Source organism: Reyranella sp. CPCC 100927, from assembly GCF_007859315.1.
Classification (GTDB): Bacteria; Pseudomonadota; Alphaproteobacteria; order Reyranellales; family Reyranellaceae; genus Vineibacter.
In genome coordinates this window covers 90,790-110,670 of record NZ_VOHA01000006.1, presented here as the reverse complement: position 1 = coordinate 110,670, position 19,881 = coordinate 90,790, and the positions used below count along the sequence as shown (strand labels likewise).

General features: G+C 66.7%; 18 protein-coding genes. 10 read left to right on the top strand and 8 right to left on the bottom strand.

Annotated features, from left to right (window positions below; genetic code table 11):
• Positions 1-44 precede the first annotated feature (44 nt).
• The gene (locus tag FQU96_RS18210; protein ID WP_146542746.1) at positions 45-1,226 is read left to right on the top strand and encodes an acetyl-CoA C-acyltransferase; all 1,182 of its coding nucleotides are present in this window, start codon (positions 45-47) and stop codon (positions 1,224-1,226) included.
• 59 nt (positions 1,227-1,285) lie between these two features.
• Here FQU96_RS18210 and FQU96_RS18205 read toward each other — a convergent pair whose 3' ends face one another.
• The 4 genes from FQU96_RS18205 to FQU96_RS18190 form a co-directional block, all read right to left on the bottom strand.
• Entirely contained in the window at positions 1,286-2,611 is a 1,326-nt protein-coding gene (locus FQU96_RS18205) for an HlyD family type I secretion periplasmic adaptor subunit (RefSeq protein WP_146542745.1), read from the bottom strand.
• A complete protein-coding gene (locus FQU96_RS18200) occupies positions 2,611-4,353 on the bottom strand; it encodes a type I secretion system permease/ATPase (RefSeq protein WP_178130571.1) in 1,743 nt (580 codons plus the stop codon). Before FQU96_RS18200 ends, FQU96_RS18205 begins: the two co-directional genes overlap by 1 nt.
• A 251-nt stretch (positions 4,354-4,604) precedes the next feature.
• The gene (locus tag FQU96_RS18195; RefSeq protein WP_146542743.1) at positions 4,605-7,688 is read right to left on the bottom strand and encodes a calcium-binding protein; all 3,084 of its coding nucleotides are present in this window, start codon (positions 7,686-7,688) and stop codon (positions 4,605-4,607) included.
• 230 nt (positions 7,689-7,918) lie between these two features.
• Complete coding sequence (locus FQU96_RS18190) at positions 7,919-8,704, bottom strand: class II aldolase/adducin family protein (protein ID WP_146542742.1); 786 nt, start codon at positions 8,702-8,704, stop codon at positions 7,919-7,921.
• 168 nt (positions 8,705-8,872) lie between these two features.
• On the opposite strand from FQU96_RS18190, the gene FQU96_RS18185 reads away from it, so the two are divergent.
• The 5 genes from FQU96_RS18185 to FQU96_RS18165 all read left to right on the top strand — a co-directional run bounded on the left by FQU96_RS18185 (position 8,873) and on the right by FQU96_RS18165 (position 13,168).
• On the top strand, positions 8,873-9,346 hold the full coding sequence (locus tag FQU96_RS18185) for a GNAT family N-acetyltransferase (protein ID WP_146542741.1): 474 nt from the start codon (positions 8,873-8,875) through the stop codon (positions 9,344-9,346).
• A 39-nt stretch (positions 9,347-9,385) separates the two neighbouring features.
• Positions 9,386-10,357: a tripartite tricarboxylate transporter substrate-binding protein gene (locus tag FQU96_RS18180; RefSeq protein WP_146542740.1), complete on the top strand. Its 972-nt coding sequence runs from the start codon at positions 9,386-9,388 to the stop codon at positions 10,355-10,357.
• Positions 10,358-10,479: 122 nt separating this feature from the next.
• Positions 10,480-11,415, top strand: a complete 936-nt coding sequence (locus FQU96_RS18175) for a glutathione S-transferase family protein (protein ID WP_146542739.1) — start codon at positions 10,480-10,482, stop codon at positions 11,413-11,415.
• 138 nt (positions 11,416-11,553) lie between these two features.
• Positions 11,554-12,408, top strand: a complete 855-nt coding sequence (locus tag FQU96_RS18170) for an NAD(P)-dependent oxidoreductase (protein ID WP_146542738.1) — start codon at positions 11,554-11,556, stop codon at positions 12,406-12,408.
• Between the two features lie 13 nt (positions 12,409-12,421).
• Entirely contained in the window at positions 12,422-13,168 is a 747-nt protein-coding gene (locus FQU96_RS18165) for an alpha/beta fold hydrolase (RefSeq protein ID WP_178130570.1), read from the top strand.
• A gap of 115 nt (positions 13,169-13,283) precedes the next feature.
• Here FQU96_RS18165 and FQU96_RS18160 read toward each other — a convergent pair whose 3' ends face one another.
• Positions 13,284-14,084 (bottom strand): enoyl-CoA hydratase/isomerase family protein, encoded by an 801-nt coding sequence (locus FQU96_RS18160; RefSeq protein ID WP_146542736.1) that lies wholly within the window; start codon positions 14,082-14,084, stop codon positions 13,284-13,286.
• 437 nt (positions 14,085-14,521) lie between these two features.
• On the opposite strand from FQU96_RS18160, the gene FQU96_RS18155 reads away from it, so the two are divergent.
• The 4 genes from FQU96_RS18155 (at position 14,522) to FQU96_RS18140 (ending at position 17,195) form a co-directional block, all read left to right on the top strand.
• Positions 14,522-15,592 (top strand): transglutaminase-like domain-containing protein, encoded by a 1,071-nt coding sequence (locus tag FQU96_RS18155; RefSeq protein WP_146542735.1) that lies wholly within the window; start codon positions 14,522-14,524, stop codon positions 15,590-15,592.
• A gap of 88 nt (positions 15,593-15,680) precedes the next feature.
• On the top strand, positions 15,681-16,373 hold the full coding sequence (locus FQU96_RS18150) for a CBS domain-containing protein (protein ID WP_146542734.1): 693 nt from the start codon (positions 15,681-15,683) through the stop codon (positions 16,371-16,373).
• A gap of 25 nt (positions 16,374-16,398) precedes the next feature.
• On the top strand, positions 16,399-16,725 hold the full coding sequence (locus FQU96_RS18145) for a DUF1476 domain-containing protein (protein ID WP_146542733.1): 327 nt from the start codon (positions 16,399-16,401) through the stop codon (positions 16,723-16,725).
• Positions 16,726-16,808: 83 nt separating this feature from the next.
• Entirely contained in the window at positions 16,809-17,195 is a 387-nt protein-coding gene (locus tag FQU96_RS18140; RefSeq protein ID WP_146542732.1) for a winged helix-turn-helix domain-containing protein, read from the top strand.
• Positions 17,196-17,199: 4 nt separating this feature from the next.
• Here the strand turns inward: FQU96_RS18140 and modC are convergent, their stop codons facing one another.
• From modC to modA, 3 genes are read right to left on the bottom strand one after another with little or no spacing between them, the layout of a single operon-like run.
• Entirely contained in the window at positions 17,200-18,294 is a 1,095-nt protein-coding gene (modC, locus tag FQU96_RS18135) for a molybdenum ABC transporter ATP-binding protein (protein ID WP_146542731.1), read from the bottom strand.
• Positions 18,291-19,004, bottom strand: a complete 714-nt coding sequence (modB, locus tag FQU96_RS18130) for a molybdate ABC transporter permease subunit (protein WP_370461377.1) — start codon at positions 19,002-19,004, stop codon at positions 18,291-18,293. The genes modC and modB overlap by 4 nt, the downstream gene beginning before the upstream one ends.
• A gap of 21 nt (positions 19,005-19,025) precedes the next feature.
• Positions 19,026-19,826: a molybdate ABC transporter substrate-binding protein gene (gene modA / locus FQU96_RS18125; RefSeq protein WP_146542730.1), complete on the bottom strand. Its 801-nt coding sequence runs from the start codon at positions 19,824-19,826 to the stop codon at positions 19,026-19,028.
• Between the last annotated feature and the right edge of the window lie 55 nt (positions 19,827-19,881).

The window sequence follows — 19,881 nt, the reverse complement described above, 5'->3', positions numbered from 1 at the left end:
CGCCAAATAGGCTACAGTCCGCCATCGCCATCAGGAGGAATCATATGGACGCCGTTATCGTATCGACCGCACGCACGCCGATCGGCAGGGCCTTTCGCGGCGCTTTCAATGACACCCACGGTGCCGATCTTGGCGCCCACGTCATCAAGCATGCCGCTGAGCGCGCCAAGGTCGAGCTGGGTGAGATTGAGGACGTGATCCTGGGCTGTGGCGCACCGGAAGGCACCACGGGCATGAACGTGGCCCGCGTTGCGGCGATGCGGGCCGGCGCACCGGTCAGCGTCTCGGGCGTCACCGTCAACCGGTTCTGCTCATCGGGCTTGCAGACCATCTCGATGGCCGCCCAGCGCGTGCTGGTCGACAAGGTACCGGTGATGCTCGCCGGCGGGCTGGAGTCGATTTCGTTGACGCAGGGCCAGAGCAACCGCCACCGCCTGGTCAACGACTGGGTGATGGAGAAGCGGCCGGGCATCTATCACTCGATGATCCAGACCGCCGACACCGTGGCCGGCCGCTACAAGATCAGCCGCGAAGCGCAGGACGAGTACGGGCTGCAGAGCCAGATGCGCACCGCCGCCGCCCAGCAGGCCGGCAAGTTCGATGACGAGATCGTACCGATGGAATCGGTCATGGTCGTCACCGACAAGAACACCGGTGAAACCTCGAAGAAGACGGTGAAGCTGGCCAAGGACGAGGGCAACCGGCCCGACACCAACCTGGAAGGCCTCAGCAAGCTGCAGCCGGTGATGGGACCGGACAAGTGGATCACCGCCGGCAATGCCAGCCAGTTGTCCGACGGCGCCTCGGCTGCCGTGGTCATGAGCGACGCCGAAGCCGCCAAGCGTGGCCTGAAGCCGCTGGGCATCTACAAGGGCCTGGTCGTCGCCGGCTGCGAGCCGGACGAGATGGGCATCGGCCCGGTCTACGCCGTACCGCCGCTGCTGAAGCGGTTCGGGCTCAAGATGGACGACATCGATCTGTGGGAGCTCAACGAGGCGTTCGCGGTGCAGGTCCTCTACTGCCGTGACAAGCTCGGGATCCCCAATGACAAGCTCAACGTCAACGGCGGCTCGATCTCGATCGGCCATCCCTTTGGCATGACGGGCGCCCGTTGCGTCGGCCACGCCCTGATCGAGGGCCGCCGGCGGAAGGCCAAGAACGTCGTCGTCACCATGTGCATCGGTGGCGGCATGGGTGCCGCCGGCCTGTTCGAGATCGTGCAGTAAGACACGGCATCGGTGCTAAATGCGAAGGGGCGGGATCGCAAGATCCCGCCCCTTCTGCTTCAGTGTTCGCGCAGCGCACGGTGCATGGAGTCGCGCAACGGCTTCGTCAGGTAGGCCAGCACGGTCTGCGATCCCGTCTTCACGGTGACTTCCACCGGCATGCCGGGATAGAGGTTCAGACCGCCCGGCGATGATGCACCCTGCTCGACGGTGATGCGCAGCAGGTAGAAGGCCACGCCGGACTGCGGCTCGTTCATGCGGTCGGCCGAGACGCTGAGCACCTTTCCGTCGAGCGACGGCGTGCTGCGCTGGTTGAAGGCCGTGAAGCGCAGCTGCACCGGCAACCCGGCCTGCATCTTGTCGATGTCCGCCGTCGACATCCGCGCCTCGACGATCAGTCTTTCGTCGGCCGGCACGATCTCCATGATCGTCTCACGTGGCGGCACGACGCCGCCGACGGTGAACACCTTGAGGCTTTGAACGCGACCGGCAACCGGTGCCCGGATCTCGGTGCGCTGCAGGACATCTTCGGCGGCGCGAAGCTTTTCGCGCGTCTCGACGATCCGCGCCTCCTCGTCACGCAGCTTTTGGACGGACTCCGACAGATACTGGGCTTGCAGATCGAGCACCCGCATGTCGTTTTCGCCGATGGCCTGTCGGTTACGCGCGATGCGCGCCACGTTCTGGGCCCGCAGGCCCTCGATGCTGGCCGCCTGGCGCTGCAACGCCAGCAGCCGCGGCTTGCGCTCCAGTCCCCTCGTGACCAATGCCTCGACATCGGCCATCTCTTCACGGATCAGCTTGAGCTGCACATCCTCGGCCCTGATCTCGTCGACAAGACCGCGGATCTCCTCGTCCACCTGCGCGTTGCGCTGGCGCAGGATGCGGATCTGGCCTTCGATCTGCCCGCGGCGGGTCTCAAAGACGTGACGCTCGGCCCTGATCAGATCAGCGACCGTGGAGTCGCCGCTCGTCGCTATCAGCTCGGGCGGAAAAACGATGTCCGCCACCTGATCCCGCTCTGTCCTGAGCCGCGCCTGCAGCGCCAGGGATGCCAGCAGCTGTGCGCGCAGCCGGTCGACCGTGGATCGCGCCTGGGTCTGATCGAGCAGTACCAGCAGCTGGCCGGTGCTGACTGTCTCACCTTCGCGCGCCAGCAGTTGTGAGACGACACCACCTTCAAGGTGCTGGACAGCCTTGCGATTGGTGTCGACGACCACGACGCCCGGTGCGATCGCGGCACTTTCCAACGGCGCCAGCGACGACCACGCGCCGAACCCGCCGGCGAACGCGATGAACAAGGCCATGGCGAAAAGCAGCGGTCGGCGCACGCCGATCGCCGGCGCGACACCCTGGACCTCGATATGGGTTTCGGCACCTGACATCAGTCACTCCCTGCCGCCGCCGGTACATTGGCGGGTCGGCTGCGCACTGCGGCGATGGCCGCCACCGTGGTGGTGGCCACGGGCGCCAGCAGCTCGGCGCGGGGACCGAAGGCTTCCACCTGGCCATCACGCAGCTTCAACACCTTGTCGATATCGGCTGTGATCGCCAGCCGATGCGTCACCAGCACGACCGTCACCTTGCGCTGTTTGAGCGCGCGCAGCGCGTCGAGCAGCGCCCGCTCGCCGTCGGGGTCAAGGTTGGCATTGGGTTCGTCGAGCACGACCAGACGCGGATCACCGAACAGGGCGCGCGCCAGGCCGATGCGTTGCCGCTGCCCGCCGGACAGTGTCACGCCACCCGGACCCAGCATCGTAGCGTAGCCCTGGGGCAGCTTCAGGATGATCTCGTGCGCGCCGGCCAGCGTCGCCGCCGCGATCACGTCCTCGTCGGACGCTTCGCTGAAGCGGGCGATGTTGTCACGCGCCGTGGCGTTGAACAGCTCGACATCCTGTGGGAGGTAGCCGACATAATCGGCTTTGTCGGCCGGGACCCAGCTGTCGATCGCGGCTGCATCCAGGCGCACGGCGCCGGTCTGCGGCGCCAGGCTGCCGACCAGCAGCCGCAACAAGGTGGTCTTGCCGGCTCCGGACGGACCGATGATGGCCAGGCTCTCTCCGCCAGCCAGCGCGAACGAAACCTGGCGGATGATCGGCTCCGGGGCGTTGCCGGCGGTGTAGACGGCGCGTTTCACGGCCAGCACGCCGGACGGCCGCGGCAGGCGCATGAGGTCGGACTTGCCACGGGCGTTGTGCAGGAGCGTTGTCAGGCGCTGCCACGCCGTCTGGGCCGCGACAATCGAGCGCCACGCACCGATGGCTTGCTCCGGCGGCGCCACAGCGCGTGCGATGATGATCGATGCCGCCACCATGGCGCCGCCGGTCATTTCCGCGTGAATGGTGAGATAGGCGCCCAGTGCCAGTGTCGCGACCTGCAGGCTGAAGCGCACGAACTTCGCCAGTGCCGACAGCACGGCCGTGCGACTGCCGGCCAGGGCATGCGGGACCAGCGCAGCGTCGCTCAGGCGCTGCCAGCGGCGCAGGAAGCCCGGCAGCATACCCATCGCCAACAGCGCATCGGTGTTGCGCACGACGGCGTCAGCCTCGGCCACGGCCCGAATCGTCTGCTGGCCGGCGTCCCTCATCGGGACCCGGGTCGCCCATTCGTTGATGGCGGCGATCATGATCAGCAGCGCGCCGCCGGCGATACCGCACCAGCCCAACCAGGGGTGGATCAGGAAGACAACCGCGTAGAACAGGATGCTCCACGGCGCGTCCAACAGCGGCCAGATGCCGCCGCCGGTGAACAGCGCCCGCACCGCGGCGAGATCGCGCAGCGCCGGCACACCACGACCACCGCCCGCCGCCGCCGACGCATCGACGGTGGCCTCGATCAGGGTGCCGGCGAGTTGGCGCTCGTACCAGGCACCGAGCCGCAATCCGACCACCGTGCGCACATGCTCCAGCAGCGCCAGCACCGCCAGGGCGCCGGCGGCCATCACTGTCAGGTAGACCAGCGTATCGACATGACGCGCGGCGATGACCCGGTCGTAAACCTGCAACATATAGAGCGGACTGGTCAGCATCAGCAGGTTGATGCCGGCGCTGACCACGAAGACCCAAAACAGGACGACCCGTGTTGCCCGCCGGACCCGTCCCGTAACCTGCTCGGATGACTGCGGCACTGCAAAGGCTCCAATGGGAATGCGCCACAGCGCGGGCGCTAAACCAGGTCTGATGCCGAGCGGCGATTGGAGCCGCCCGGCATCGCACGCCGCGGCTGCCTAGTACCCGCTAGCGCTCGAGTATGACTGGGGACTGTCATCCCGAGCGCAGCGAGGGATCTTTCGATGCAGACGCACCCGTGCGTCGCTTGCAGAAGATCCCTCGCTCCGCTCGGGATGACGGCTGTATCAGTGACGAGTGATTCCCGGTACTAGGCCGCCAGGACGAAGTCGTCAGCCGCCAGCTGCGCGACCCTGAGGCTGGCCAGGGTGATCGTGTCGCCATGACCAAAGTCGATCACGACATCGCCGTTGACGTCCTGGGCATGCGCCAAGACCGAGTTGAAGTCGGTGACACCCGCAACCCGGGTCAAATCAACCCTGTCACCCGCGCCGGCACCGGCTTGGAAGCCCTCGATGACGATCTCGCCGCCCGTGAAGGTGTCGTTGCCGCCGCCGCCGATCAGGACGTCATCGCCGGCACCGCCGTCAAGCATATCGTCGCCGGCGCCGCCGATCAGGATGTCGTCACCGGCACCGCCGACCAGGACATTGTTGCCGGCGCCCCCGATGAGGACGTCATCGCCGTCACCGCCGCTCAAGGTCAGCAGCATCGCCGCCGGCATCGCCGAGGCATCGATGATGTCGTTGCCGGCGAAGCCGTTGATCACCAGCCTGTCGAGCGTTGCGTCGACGTTGGCGATATTGATCTGTGCGGAGAGTCCGCCGACATGCACCCCGTTGGCATCGCTAACCACCGAGATCGCGTCATCGCCGCCGGTGGCGTTGGCGGTGACCGTGTCCGCCTCGAGATCGCTACCGCCGAGGCCGCCCGCCAGGTCGACATCGACCTGCGTGACATCGGTGCCGCTGAGGTCGTTGACGGTGACGCTGTCCGTGCCGCCCAAGGCATCGAACTCGATGTGTTCGACGTCGTTGAGATCCATCGTGACATTGGCGACGTTGCGGAAGAACAGCGCCCGTCCGCCGTTGGCGGAAATGTCGATGGCCTCGGCGACATTGGCTCCGCGGAAGTCGAGCGTATCCGTGCCCGCCTGCCCCTCGACGAGGTCGTTGTCGTCGCCCGGCGCCCAGAAGAAGCGATCGTCGCCGGCACCGAGGAAAGCCACATCGTTGCCGTCACCGCCGTTCACCAGGTCGTTGCCCTCGCTGCCGAAGAAGACGTCGGCTCCCAGGCCGCCGTTCATGGTGAGGCCGATCACGCCTGCACCGAGCTTGGTGGCATCGAAAATATCGTTTCCGCCGAGACCGTTGACGACGAGCCTGTCATTGGCCGCCTCGGCGTTCTCGATCGTCACCTGGGCGGGCAAGCCCGTCACGGTCACCGTGCTGCCGCTTGCCGCGATGGCGATCAGGTCGTTGCCTTGTGTGCCACTGACGCTCACCGTGTCGGCCTGGCCGTCACCGCCGCCAGACGCACCGGCGAGGTCGATGGCGATGCTCGTCGTGTCCGTGCCGCTGAGATCGCCGACAACGATGTTGTCCACACCGCCCAGCGCATTGAATTCGATACGCTCGACGTCATTGAGATCCATCGTCACGTTGGCGACGTTGCGGACGAAGAGGACGCGCCCGCCATTGGCCACGACGTCGACGTTCTCGCTGACGTTCGCGCCGTTGAAAAGCATCGCGTCGATGCCATCCTGGCCTTCGATCGTATCGTTGCCGTCGCCCGGGTCCCACTGGAACACGTCGTCGCCGGCGCCGAGGAACGCAACGTCGTTGCCATTGTCACCGAAAACGAAGTCGTTGCCGTCACCGCCGAAAATCACGTCGGCGCCCTGGCTGCCGAACACGGTGTCATTGCCGGCGCCGGCGTCGATCGTCAGCTTGATGACGCCGGCCGGCAGCGTCGTAGCGACGATGCTGTCGTTACCACCGAGCGCATTGATCACCAGCGTGTCGTTCGCACCCTCGGCATTGGTCACGCTCACCAACGCGCTGAGACCGGCGACGGCCACCGACGTTCCGCTGCCCGTGACGGTGATGCTGTCGTTGCCGTTGGTTGCGTTGACCGTCACGGTGTCGGCCGATGCGTCGCCCGTGGTACCCCCCAGGACGCCGGACAGGTTGATGTTCATCTTCGTGACGTCGGTACCACTGAGGTCGTTGACGGCGATGCTGTCGGTGCCGCCCAACGCGTTGACGTCGATGACCTCCACGTCGTTGAGGTCCATCACGATGTTGGCGACGTTGCGGGTGAACAGGACGCGCCCGCCGTTGGCCGAGGCCGTCATGATCTCGTTGGCGGCGCTGCCATTGAACAGCATCGTATCGGTGCCGGCCTGGCCCTCGATGAGGTCGTTACCGTCGCCCGGATCCCACTGGAACACGTCGTCACCGATGCCCAGGAATGCGGTGTCGTTGCCCTGCTGGCCGTCGATGAAATCGTTGTCCGCGCCGCCCACCAGCATGTCGGCGCCATTGCTGCCCAGGATCGTATCGTTGCCCGCTCCACCATCGATCGTGATGCTGATCAGGGATGCCAGGTTGCCGGTCGCCGACACGAAGTCATCGCCGCCATTGGCATTGATGACGAGATTTTCCGTGGTGCCGAGATCGAGCGCGAACGGTGCCGGATTGAGGCGATCAAAGCGGACCCGCGTGCCGTTGGCGGTGATGGTGAACGTCTCGGCACCGTTGCCACCATTGACCTCGGCCGTGTCATTGCCGGCGCCACCCTCGAACAGGTCGGTATCATCGCCCGGATTCCAGATCATCCGGTCGTCACCAGCTTCGCCGAACACCCGGTCGTCGCCGTCGCCGCCGGTCAGCGTGTCGTTGCCGGCGCCGCCGAACAGCAGGTCGCTGCCGCCCCTGCCGTTGAGGACGTCGTTGTCAGCCTGCCCGAACAGTTGATCGGCACCCGAACCGCCGGTCAGCACATCATTGCCGGTGCCTCCGAACAGGTTCGCGCGCGGCAGCGCACCATTGCTCTCGTCGAGCACGATCGTGTCATTGCCGCCCTGCCCGAAGACCTGGATCAGGTTCGTGTTGGCCACCGTGGCGGTGCCACCCAGGATGGGGACCGAACCGCCGTTGATGAGAATCGTGCCCGCGGCGTTACGGCTGATCGTCACCGCGTTGGCGCCGGCATCGCCGAACACCGAGAGCACGCCCTGGGTGAACGTGGCGTTGATCGCCTGGATCGAAAATGCGTCGCTCTCCGCGAGATGATCGACACTGCGCGCGGCAACCGGCGAATCATGGCGCGGCTCGGTGCGACCCGAACCGGAATCGATCGGGCGCCGCACTTGCGCACCGACAGCTGTCATATCGTCCGTGTCGTTATCGACGAACAAGTTCATAGCGACGTGCCCTCTGGAGTTTGTGATCGCGACCAGGTGGAAAAAGGAGAGCGATGGTCATCGCTCCTGCCGATGGTCCATGACGCGATGTCTTCACAAACGCCTGCACGTGCCGTCGCATTCCATGGCGCGTCGCGATTTCACCCACGGCTTCGAACCGCAGGGCGCGCATCTGTCGGTGCTGATGGAAGGCCGGCCTACTCCGCCTTCATCGCCTTGCGCTTCCATAACTCCCACGGCCGCATGACCTGGCCGTCGATGGTTTCGGCTGCCTTGGCTGCTTCCTCCGGCGTCAGGAAGGTCACGCTGCCCAGCCGCATGGCGTCGGCCTGCAGCTTGGCGTTCATCTCGGCATAGACGGCACGAAAGACGACCTGAGGAATCGAATTGCCCACGGTTACCGAGCCGTGGCCGCGCATCAGGGCCACCGGGTGATGGCCCAGTGTCTTGGCCAACGCCTGGCCCAACGCCTTGTCACGCACCAGCAGATCGGTGGCACTGCCGGCCACGTCGCGGATCTCGAACACCGGCACGTCGGTGCCGAGAAACGCACTCATGTGATAGATCGGCTGCAGCTTGGCGCGTGCAGCACCGAAGGGGATCACCGATGGCGAGTGGCTGTGGATCACGGCCTTCACATCGGGTCGCAGCTTATAGATTTCGCCGTGAATGAAGCGCTCGAGATAGATGCGTCGGTCGCGCAGATCGATCGCGTTGCTGTCGAGATCGAACTCCATGATGTCCTCGGCCTTGACCAGGGCCGGAGCCACGTTGCGCGCCAGCAGGTAGCGGTTGGGATCCTTGTCGTGGCGCACGCTGATGTGGCCGAAGCCGTCGACCACACCCTGGTCGAACAGGATACGGTTGGCGGCGACCAGATCCTCGATCAGCTTGGCATCGGGCGCGCCGCTCTGCGCGATGCCGCTGGACGGTCCCGCCAACATGGCGACGAGGAGAACGACGGAGCACGTGACCGGGCGCATGGACTGCCTCCTGTGCGTTGCCCAGGGGCAGGAAATCTGATCCTGCTCGCCGCTGCGCACCAGCGGTTTCCGGATCGCCAGGCATCGTCGCTTGCCGCCGAACCGTTCGCCGCCTTACGATCGACGGGCGATGTCGCCTGAACCGCTACCGGAAAAGAGTGCATTGGCATGATCGTTCGTCGCGCCGGAATCGGCGATGAAGGCCAGCTTGCGGCCCTGTACTCGAAGATGCAGCAGCACTACGGTTCGGCGGATCCGCCTGGCGGCGCCGAGCGCGCGGCGCGCGAGATCGTGGCATCGCAAGGCCGCGCGGCCTTCGCGCTGGTTGCCGAGCGCGACGACAAGCTGCTGGGCTTCGCCAACCTCAATCCGATTTTCTACGGCGGGGCCTACCAGTGGATGCTGTTCCTCAAGGACATCTACGTCGCCGACGATGCGCGCTTCCTGGGGGTGGGACGCGTGCTGATGCGCGGCATCGCCCGCGAGGCCATCGCGGGCGGCTATGAGCGCGTCGACTGGACCACGGACAGCACCAATCACGGCGCCCAGGCGCTCTATGACAAACTCGGCATCCCGCGCGCCAACAAGGTGTTCTACCGCCTGGGCGGTGAAGACATGCGGGTTCTGGCCGGAAAGACCTGACGAGCGCTTCGTGCGCGTCCAACGAAGGGAGGCAAGAGCATGCGTCGTCTGTTGTGTTTCGTGGCCGCGATGGTCGTCCTGGCCGCCGCCGGCGCCCATGCCCAGCCCTACCCGTCGAAGCCCATCACCATCGTCGTGCCGTTCTCGGCCGGCGGGCCGACAGACACCCTGGCGCGCATCATGGCCGACCGCATGAGCCGCACGCTGGGCCAGACTGTGCTCGTCGACAACACCACCGGTGCTGCCGGCACCGTGGGCGTCGGCCGCGTCGCGCGTGCCCCGGCCGACGGCTACACCATCGGCATCGGCCACTGGAGCACACATGTCGTCAACGGCGCGGTGTACAAGCTGAACTACGACCTGCTCAACGATTTCGCGCCGGTCGCCCTGTTCGCCAGCAACCCGCAGCTGCTGGTCGCCAAGAAGGCCGTCGCCGCCAAGGACCTCAAGGAACTGGTGAGCTGGATCAAGGACAATCCCGACAAGGTGACCGTGGGCACCGCCGGGGTCGGTGCCGCCTCGCATGTCAGCGGCGTCTACTTCGCGCAGAAGATCAGCGGCAAGGTGCAGTTCATTCCTTATCGCGGCGCGGCGCCGGCCATGCAGGATCTCGTGGCCGGCCAGATCGACATCATGTTCGACCAGGCCGCCAACTCCCTGCCCCAGGTCCGCGCCGACAAGATCAAGGCCTATGCCGTCACGGCCAAGACGCGGCTCGCAGCGGCGCCGGAGATCCCGACGGTGGACGAAGCCGGTCTACCTGGCCTCTATATCTCGGTCTGGCATGGGCTCTGGCTGCCCAAGGGGACGCCCAACGACATCGTTGCCAAGCTCAACGCCGCCGTGGTCGAGGCGTTGGCCGATTCCACCGTGCGCGAGAAGTTCGCCACCCTGGGCCAGGAAATCCCGCCACCGGCGCAGCAGACGCCCGAAGCGCTGTTCGCCTATCACAAAGCCGAGATCGACCTGTGGTGGCCGCTGATCAAGGCAGCCGGCATCAAGGTGGAATGAGAGTCGTGAGCGTGCGCTGCAGCGATGCCGTCATCCCGAGCACAGCGAGGGATCTTTTCTCTGCAAGACCGCGCCCATGCCTGAAAGATTCCTCGCTTCGCTCGGAATGACGGGATGCCAGCGTGACCGACCTGATCCTGCATCACTACGATTTCTCGAACTACTCGGAAAAAGTACGCCTGGCCCTGGGCTACAAGGGCCTGGCGTGGCAGTCGGTGATCATCCCGCCGATCGCGCCCAAGCCGGACCTCACGCCGCTGACCGGTGGCTATCGGCGCACGCCGGTGCTGCAGATCGGTGCCGACATCTATTGCGATACCAATCTGATCGTGCGCGAGCTCGAACGGCGCTATCCGCAGCCCACGCTGTTTCCCGCCGCACTGGCCGCCGTGGCCGACGCCATCCTCTATTGGGCCGAGAACCGGTTGTTCCGGCCGATGTCGCTCTACGTTTCGGGCTCGAACCTGGAGCACCTGCCGGCCGGCCTGCAGGCGGATCGTTCACGGATGCGCGATCTGCCGCCGCCCGATGCCGACACGGTGCGTCGCGCCGCCGCCCGCAACGCGCCGCTGGTGCGCGTTCAGATCCCCGCCATCGAGGCCATGCTGGCCGACGGCCGGCCCTGGATTGCGGGTGCGGCGCCCACCGTCGCCGACCTCGCGGTCTACCACGCCTTGTGGTTCATCACCGCGCGCACAGCGCTGCTGGCACACGAACTGGCTCCCTTCCCGCGCATCAACGCCTGGATGACGCGGGTGCGCGCCTTCGGTCATGGCACGTCGACACCCACCACGGCCGCCGCTGCGCTCCGGATCGCTGCCAACGCAACGCCGGACGCGCCCAGGGCCTCACAGCCGTTCGCCGAGGACCCGCCGCTGGGCACAACCGTCCGCATCCGTGCCGACGACTACGGTCGCGATCCGGTCGAGGGCACGCTGGTGTTCATTGATACCACGGAGATCGCTCTGCGTCGCGACGACCCGCAGGTCGGAACCGTTGTCGTGCACTTTCCCAGGCTGGGGTACGACCTGCGACCGACCGTCGCCCGTCCCGGGTGATTCGATCGTGGGACCACGACAGGCGCCCCTGGCGCACGGCACCTGCGTCCTTGTCGCATGGCAGCAGTCTTGCCGGTTGATCAACGCGAGGCTAAGGAGCGCAATGGGCGCCCAGCCCGGTCAGTGACGGGAGTGCGCATGAGCCTCAAAGGCAAGACGCTGTTCATCACCGGTGCCAGCCGTGGTATCGGCCTGGCGATTGCGCTGCGCGCCGCGCGTGACGGCGCCAATGTCACTGTGGCGGCCAAGACGGCGGCGCCCGATCCGCGCCTGCCCGGCACCATCTTTTCCGCCGCCGAGGAAATCGAGAAGGCCGGCGGCAAGGCGCTGCCCATCGCCGTCGACATCCGCGACGAACAAGGTGTCGAGGCCGCCGTGGCCAAGACGGTCGAGACCTTCGGTGGGCTGGATATCCTGGTCAACAACGCCAGCGCCATCCACCTGGCCGGCACGCTCGATACGCCGATGAAGCGCTACGATCTGATGCACCAGATCAACGGTCGCGGCACCTTCCTGGTATCGCAGAAGTGCATTCCGCACCTCAAGAAGGCAGCCAACCCGCATGTGCTGACCCTGTCGCCACCGCTCGACTTCGACGTGAAGTGGTTCAAAGGTCATCCGGCCTACACGCTGGCCAAGTTCAGCATGAGCATCTACGGCTGGGCGATGGCGGCGGAATTCAAGGATGACGGTATCGCGTTCAACAGCCTGTGGCCGCGCACCACCATCGCCACCGCGGCCGTCAACAACCTGCTGGGCGGCAACGAGCTGATGAAGCGCAGCCGCAAGCCCGAGATCATGGCCGACGCGGCGCACTGGATCCTGACGCAGCTCAGCCGCAGCTGCTCCGGCAACTTCTTCATCGACGACGACGTGCTGACCGCCGCCGGCGTCAAGGATCTGTCGGTGTATGCCGTCACCCCCGGTGCCGAGCTGGCGCCCGACTTCTTCGTGCCCGCACCGGGATCGAAGACGTTGGTCGGCCGGTCGTAGCGAGGAGCGGCGCATGGCGACGTTCCTGTTGATTCATGGTGCCAGCCACGGCGGATGGTGCTGGGAAAAAGTCGTGCCGCTGCTGGAAGCGCGCGGCCATCGCGCTCTGGCGCCCGACCTGCCCGGCAGCGGCGAGGATCACGACACGCCACTGTCGGCCGTCAGCCTGGCGGGCTATGTCGATTTCGTCTCCAAGATCCTCGACAAGGAAGCCGAGCCCGCGATCCTGGTCGGCCACAGCCTGGGCGGGCTCACCATCACCCACGCCGCCGAGGCGCGGCGCCGCAAGGTGCGGGCGCTGGTCTATCTCTCGGCGCTGCTGCCGCCGCCCGGCATGTCGGGCCGCGACGTCACGGCGCGCGAAGCCGATGCGCTGATGCGCCGCTCGCGCGAGTATGGCGGCGACGGGCGCACGTACAGCTTCAAGCGCAGCAACGTGCCGGCGCTGTTCTACAACGACTGCGATCCCGACGACGTCTACAAGGCCATGGCCCGCCTGCGACCGCAGGCCGCCGCCATCTCCGCCACGCCGATGGTCTACACCGAGGAGCGTTTCGGCTCGGTGCCGCGCTGGTACATCGAATGCCTGCGCGACAACGCCATCACGCTTTCCATGCAGCGCTGGATGCTGCAACAGACGCCGTGCAAGGTGCTGACCCTGGACAGCGGCCACTCGCCCTTCCTGTCGATGCCTGACACGTTGGTCGAACGGCTGGAAACGGTGGCCCGCGACTCCGTCGAGCGCGAGACGATCGCCTAGGATCCGCAGTCGCTCCTCACACGTGTCATCCCGAGCGTAGCGAGGGATCTTTTGATGCACCGCACGCCATCTTCAGAAGATCCCTCGCTACGCTCGGGATGACAATCCAATCGGTCTACCGTCCCTTGAAGGCCGGCTTGCGCTTTTCGAGGAAGGCCTTGAGGCCCTCGGGGTGATCCTCGGTTGCGGCGCAGGCGGCGAGGAACTCGGCCTCGCGGTGCGAATGCTCGTCCCAGGAATTGTCGAGCGACGTGCGGATCAGCTGCTTGGCCTTGCTCAGCGCGAAGGTCGGACCGTCGGCGAGCTTGCGCGCCAGCTTCAGGGTTTCGTCGGCAAGCTGATCCTTGGGCACCAGCCAGTTCAGGATGCCGATCTCATGTGCCTTCTGCGCGGTGAAGCGCTCGCCCAGCAGGGCGATCTCCAGCGCCCGGCGCTCGCCCACGATGCGCGGCAGGAAGTACGTTGCACCGCCGTCGGCCGACAGGCCGATATGGCGATAGGCCAGGGTGAAGAAGGAATCGTCGGTCGCCATCGCCATGTCGCAGGCCAGGATCAGGCTGAGACCGAAGCCGGCCGCGGCGCCCTGCACCGATGCCACCACCGGCTTGGGCATGCGCCGCAGGTGGTAGATCAGCTGGTGCGCCCGCACCACCCGCATCTCGAAGTTGGCGAGGTGCGCGGCGCGGTCCTCGGTCAGCGACTTGTGAAAACCCTTGATGTCGCCGCCGGCCATGAAATGCGTGCCGGCGCCGCGAACCACCACGCAGCGCACCGCCGGATCGCGCTCGAAATCGCGCGTCGCCGCGATCAGGCCGTCCGTCATCTGTGCCGACAGCGCGTTCAACACCTCGGGCCGGTTCAGCGTGATCCAGCCGATACCGTCCTTCACGTCGGTCAATACATGCGCCTCGGCCATCATGCTCTCCTGTCGGTCCGGCGATCTCGGCTCAATCCAGCATGGGCCGCCACCCGAGGCCAGCGGCGACACATTTCCTGTTCGCGCTTCGGAACGATACCCCCTCTCCCGCATGCGGGAGAGGGAGGGGCCCACGCGCAGCGTGGGAGGGTGAGGGATTAAGCACGAGATACCGAGTCCTTAGGCCCTCACCCGCCGAGCGCTAAATGCGCTCGTCGACCTCTCCCGCCGGCGGGAGAAGTAACCTTGATTGACACTGTCTCGGCGCCATCCTTAGATACCGCCCGCGCAGTCGAGGTCGGCTTCGAGCGCTGCCCGGTCCGGGCGCCGACGGGCCTTCAGGGTCACAAGCAATCCGGGACAACCCGGGCCAGGACGACCTCCGCTCCCCATCCGACAGATCTTGCCGGCCCGCGCTTTTGCGCGTTGGAGGAGACATGAAGCGTCGTTCGTTCATGGCAGCTGCCGCGGCCTCGCCGCTGCTGTCGACCGTGCCACTGGCCACCGCCGGCGCCGCACCCGACAGCGGAACCACGGGCAGTTGGCGCACGTTCGAGTTGGCCACCGCGGTGAATATCCCGGCCAACGCCGGCGCCACGCGCGTGTGGCTGCCGTTGCCGCATGACAGCGCCTACCAGCGCGTGGAGCACGTCACCTGGAACGGCAATGCGGCCCAACTGGGGATCTACACCGACATCGCGTCCGGCGTGCGCGCCTTCCATGCCGCCTGGAGCGATGGCGAGCCGCGCACGGTCACCCTCACGACGCGTGTCGCCACGCTCGATCGTCGCAGCGACCTGCGGGCGGCGTCGACCGGCCCGATCCCGGATGACATCGCGAAGTTCCTCAAGCCCAATGCCATGATCACGACCGACGGCATCGTCAAGGAGACGGCCGACAAGATCGTGGCCGGCAAGCGCGACCCGCTTCAGAAAGCGCAGGCGATCTACGACTGGATCGTGGAGAACACGTTTCGCGATCCCAAGGTGAAAGGCTGCGGCATCGGCGATATCCGCGCCATGCTGGTGAGCGGCAATCTCGGCGGCAAGTGCGCCGACCTCAACGCCCTCTTCGTCGGCCTGGCGCGCGCCGCCGGCGTTCCTGCCCGTGGTGTCTACGGCGTGCGCGTGGCGCCGTCGGCCTTCTACGGCGCCATGGGCACGCGCAACGCCGACATCAGCAAGGCCCAGCATTGCCGCGCCGAGTTCTGGGTTGCCGGTATCGGCTGGATCCCGGCCGATCCGGCCGACATCCGCAAGGTCGTGCTCGACGACAAGCTGGCGCTCAATGATCCCAAGATGCCCGAACTGCGGCGTTTCCTGTTCGGTGCCTGGGAGGGCAACTGGATTGCGTTCAACCACAGCCGTGACGTACGCCTCGCCCCCAGCGACACCGTGGTGAACTATTTCATGTATCCCGAAGGCAGTACCGCCCAGGGGCCGCTCGACGGCATGGATCCGGAGGCGGCCGGCTACAAGATCGTCGTGCGTCCGGTGTCGGCGACCTGAACGACTGACCACTCACGCCGCTTGCGGCATCTTGAACCGCTTCCGTAAACCCCCATGTCAGTCTTGAGCGTTGGCATGGAGGACGGCCATGAAGGCCAGGGATGTGATGTCCCGCGATGTGCCGACTGTCGGGCCCGAGACGTCGGTCATAGACGCGGCCAAATTGCTCTTGTCGCACCGCATCGGCGCTGTTCCCGTCGTAGACGCGGATGGCAAGCTGGCAGGACTTGTCAGCGAGGCTGACCTGTTGCACCGGGCCGAAACCGGGACGGCGCACGAGCGCTCGTGGTGGCTGCGCGCCATCACGCCGGGCGAGGTCCTGGCCCGCGAATACGTGAAAACCCACGCGCACCAGGTCAAGGACGTGATGTCGCTCGACGTCGTGCATGTCGGCGAAGATGCCGACCTCGCCACCGTCGTCGACAGGATGGACGAGCGCAGTGCCTGGACCATCCCGGTGGTGCGCGACGACCGGCCGGTCGGGCTGATCAACCGTGCCACCCTGCTGCAGCTCTTCATCGGCCGGGCATCGAGCGTCAAGCCGCAGCATCGCGATGACGCGGCGATCCGCCAGCGCGTGGTCGATGAGTTCCGCTCGCAGCCCTGGGCGGGACTGTGGTCCAGCAACGTGATCGTGCACGACGGCATCGTGCACCTGTGGGGCTGGGCATCCAGCGAGGCTGTGCGCGATGCCTGCCGCGTGGCGGCCGAAGGCGTACCGGATGTGAAGGCGGTCGAGAACCACATCCACGTGCCGCGCCTGATAACGCTCAGCATGTAGGCGCGCTGCCGCACAGGGGGCAGACATGACAACCTTCGACGAACGCGAACGGAACTTCGAAAACAAGTTCAAGAACGACGAGGAGCTGCGCTTCAAGGTCGCCGCGCGCCGCGACCGCCTGTTGGGCCTGTGGGCGGCCCAGCAGTTGGGCAAGAGCGGCGCCGACGCCGAAGCCTATGCCCGGGACCTGGTCGCCATCGATGTCGACAAGCCGGGCGACGGCGAGGTGCTGGAAAAGGTCGGCACCGACCTGCGCGCCGCCGGCAAGCCCATCGCCGACCACACCGTGCGCGCCCGCATGCTCGAGTTCCTCGACACCGCCAAGAAACAGATCATGACCGAACTGCGATAGTCACAGCCTTCATGGTGAGCTTGTCGAACCATGAAGCCAACGACAGTCTGGCGTCCCCGCGTGACCACGTTCATAGTGTGGCCATGGCGCGCGTCCCGTCCCGATCCAAACCGCCCCGCTCGGCGGAACCTGAACTCAGCATCCGCATCGACCTCGACGAAGAGGACGCGTTGGGCCCGGGCAAGGTCAGGTTGCTGGAACTGGTGCGCGAGCACGGCTCGATCTCGTCGGCAGGGCGCGCCATGGACATGTCGTACCGCCGCGCCTGGCTGCTGGTCGACGAGCTCAACCGCACCTTCCGCAAGCCGCTGGTCGAAACCCAGAAGGGTGGTGGCGGCGGCGGCGGCGCCCAGCTCACGCCGTTCGGCAACGAGGTCATCCGGCTCTACCGCGCCATTGGCGCCGATGCGACCCAGGCGACGCTGGGCCACCTGCAGAGCCTGCAGCGCATGCGCGCCCCGGGGCGGTAGCCTTTCAACCCCGCTGCGGCCGGCCGCCATCCTCCAGCGCCACGCTCTTGATGATGGCGAAGACCGGCACGTCGGGCGCCAGCTTCATGGCTGCCGCCGACCGGCGCGTGATGCGGGCCAGCACGCGCTGCCCGTTGCAATCCAGCACCACGTCGACAACGGTGCGGCTCTCGTCGGTCAGCGCCACGACGCGGCCGGCCAGCACGTTGAGCGCGCTGATACCCTGCGGGCGCTGGTTGGCCAGCATGACGTCGGAGGCGCGGATGAAGACGCGCACCGGGCTGCCGATGCCGGCGGCGACGCGCGGCACGATGAGCGGTCCGGCCCGCGTCTCCAGCGACGACAGGCCGAAGCTCACATCCAGCGCCGCCACCCGCGCCTCGAGCACCGTCCCCACCTCGCCCGGCCCGACGATCGGCACGATCTCGCTGCTGCCCAGCACGTCGGCCGGCGCGCCGACGGCCAGCACGCGGCCCTCGGCCAGCAGCACCACCGTGCTGGCAAGCCGCGCCACCTCGGCCAGGGCGTGGCTGACATACAGTACCGGGATCCCCATCTCGTCCCGCAGGCGCTCGATGTACGGCAGGATCTCGGCCTTGCGCTGCTCGTCGAGCGATGCCAGCGGCTCGTCCATCAGCAGCAGGCGGGGCTCGCTCAGCAAGGCGCGTCCGATCGCCACCCGTTGCTTTTCGCCGCCGGAGAGCGCCGCCGGGCCCCGCGCCAGCAGATGACCTAACCCTAGCAGCTCGACCACCTGATCGACGGCGATGCGCTTGTCGCGACTGGTCGAGAACCAGCGGCCGTACAGCAGGTTGCGCCGCACCGAGAGGTGCGGAAACAGCCGCCCCTCCTGGAACACGTAGCCGACGCGGCGGCGATGGCGCGGCACGGCGATGCCGCGGCCGGTATCGACCAGCACGGTACCGTCGACGGCGATGCGCCCAGCGTCCGGCCGCATCAGCCCGGCCACCAGGTTGACGATCGAGGTCTTGCCCGAACCGGAGCGGCCGAACAGCGCCGTCAGCCGCCCCTCGCTCTCGAACGACACATCGAGAGAGAACGTGCCCAGCCGGTGACGGACATCGACCACCAGCGTCATGCCGCCGCCAGCTTGCGCTCGGCCTGGCGCGCCATCAGTTCGGAGAGCAGCAGCGCGCCCATCGACACCACGACGGAAATCAAGGTCAGCCGCATGGCCCCGGCATCGCCGCCGGGCACCTGCGTGAACGTATAGATCGCTGACGGCAGGGTCTGCGTCTCGCCCGGGATGTTGGAGACGAAGGTGATGGTGGCCCCGAACTCGCCCATCGCCTTGGCGAAGCTCAGCACCATGCCGGCAATGATGCCGGGGATCGACAACGGCAGCGTCACGGTGAGGAAGACCCAGACCGGGTTGGCGCCCAGGGTGCCGGCGGCCTGCTCCAGCCGCTGGTCGACCGCCTCGATCGACAGCCGCATGGCACGCACCATCAGCGGGAAGCCCATCACGGCACAGGCCAGCGCCGCCCCGGTCCAGCGGAAGGCAAAGACGATGTCGAACTGCTCGGCCAGGAAGGCACCGACCGGACCCTTGCGGCCGAACAGCAGCAGCAGGACATAGCCGGTCACCACGGGCGGCAGGATCAGCGGCAGGTGCACGATGCCGTTCAGCACCGACTTGCCCCAGAACCGGCCGCGCGCCAGCACCAGCGCCACCAGCACGCCCAGCGGCAGGCTGGCGGCCGTGGCCCACAGCGCGACCCGGAGGCTGAGACGGACGGCAGTGAGTTCTTCCTCGGTCAGTCCCAGCACGATCCCCTGCTTCGACAAGGCCCCTACTTCGACAGGCCCCTATTTCGACAGGACCGTGAAGCCCTGCTTCTCGAACAATGGCCGCGCCGCCGGCGCCCCGAGGTAGGCCGCGAACGCGGCCGCATCGGGATTGGCCGAATTGGCGGTCACCGCAACGGGATAGACGATAGCGGGATGCGTGTCCTCTGGAAACACGCCGACGATCTTGACGTTGGGATCGGCGGCCGCATCGGTCTGGTAGACGATCCCCAGCGGCGCCTCGCCGCGCGAGACCAGCAGCAGCGCGGCGCGCACGTTCTCGGCCTGCGCGAGGCGGTCCTGCACCGAAGACCAGACGCCCAGCTTCTCGAGTGCGGCCTTGCCGTACTTGCCGGCCGGCACGGAATCGATGTTGGCCATCGCCAGGCGGCCGTCGCCCAGCAGGGTGCGCAGGGCGAAACCCGACTCGATCTTGGTCGCTGCCTTGGAGTCCTTGCCGGCGACCAGCACGATGCGATTGCCCAGCAGGTTCACCCGGCTCTCCGGCTTGATCAGCTTGCGCTGCGCGACATAGTCCATCCAGTCGAGATCGGCCGAGATGAAGATGTCGGCCGGCGCCGCGCCCTCGATCTGCTTGGCCAGCGCCGAGCTCGCGGCATAGGAGATCTTGGTCTGCTTGCCGGTCTCCTTGCTCCACTGGGCTGCGATCTCGTCCAGCGCATTCTTCAGGCTGGCGGCGGCGAAGACCAGCACCGGCGCGGACTGCGCCGACGCCGGCGTGCTCGCGAGCGGCGCCCATCCCACCGCGACGGCCAGAACGACGGCCAGCCCGCGCAACACGCCCCGTTTGCCCCAGATCATCACACCCCTCCACACGATATGTTGGTTCGACTATATCGTTTCACACCAGAGAACC

Excerpts from the sequence above, each read along its gene's own strand:
- FQU96_RS18210 (WP_146542746.1), top strand. The coding sequence starts at position 45 with ATGGACGCCGTTATCGTATCGACCGCACGCACGCCGATCGGCAGGGCC.
- FQU96_RS18205 (WP_146542745.1), bottom strand. The coding sequence starts at position 2,611 with ATGTCAGGTGCCGAAACCCATATCGAGGTCCAGGGTGTCGCGCCGGCG.
- FQU96_RS18195 (WP_146542743.1), bottom strand. The coding sequence starts at position 7,688 with ATGACAGCTGTCGGTGCGCAAGTGCGGCGCCCGATCGATTCCGGTTCG.
- FQU96_RS18190 (WP_146542742.1), bottom strand. The coding sequence starts at position 8,704 with ATGCGCCCGGTCACGTGCTCCGTCGTTCTCCTCGTCGCCATGTTGGCG.
- FQU96_RS18185 (WP_146542741.1), top strand. The coding sequence starts at position 8,873 with ATGATCGTTCGTCGCGCCGGAATCGGCGATGAAGGCCAGCTTGCGGCC.
- FQU96_RS18180 (WP_146542740.1), top strand. The coding sequence starts at position 9,386 with ATGCGTCGTCTGTTGTGTTTCGTGGCCGCGATGGTCGTCCTGGCCGCC.
- FQU96_RS18170 (WP_146542738.1), top strand. The coding sequence starts at position 11,554 with ATGAGCCTCAAAGGCAAGACGCTGTTCATCACCGGTGCCAGCCGTGGT.
- FQU96_RS18165 (WP_178130570.1), top strand. The coding sequence starts at position 12,422 with ATGGCGACGTTCCTGTTGATTCATGGTGCCAGCCACGGCGGATGGTGC.
- FQU96_RS18160 (WP_146542736.1), bottom strand. The coding sequence starts at position 14,084 with ATGGCCGAGGCGCATGTATTGACCGACGTGAAGGACGGTATCGGCTGG.
- FQU96_RS18155 (WP_146542735.1), top strand. The coding sequence starts at position 14,522 with ATGAAGCGTCGTTCGTTCATGGCAGCTGCCGCGGCCTCGCCGCTGCTG.
- FQU96_RS18150 (WP_146542734.1), top strand. The coding sequence starts at position 15,681 with ATGAAGGCCAGGGATGTGATGTCCCGCGATGTGCCGACTGTCGGGCCC.
- FQU96_RS18145 (WP_146542733.1), top strand. The coding sequence starts at position 16,399 with ATGACAACCTTCGACGAACGCGAACGGAACTTCGAAAACAAGTTCAAG.
- FQU96_RS18140 (WP_146542732.1), top strand. The coding sequence starts at position 16,809 with ATGGCGCGCGTCCCGTCCCGATCCAAACCGCCCCGCTCGGCGGAACCT.
- modC (WP_146542731.1), bottom strand. The coding sequence starts at position 18,294 with ATGACGCTGGTGGTCGATGTCCGTCACCGGCTGGGCACGTTCTCTCTC.
- modA (WP_146542730.1), bottom strand. The coding sequence starts at position 19,826 with ATGATCTGGGGCAAACGGGGCGTGTTGCGCGGGCTGGCCGTCGTTCTG.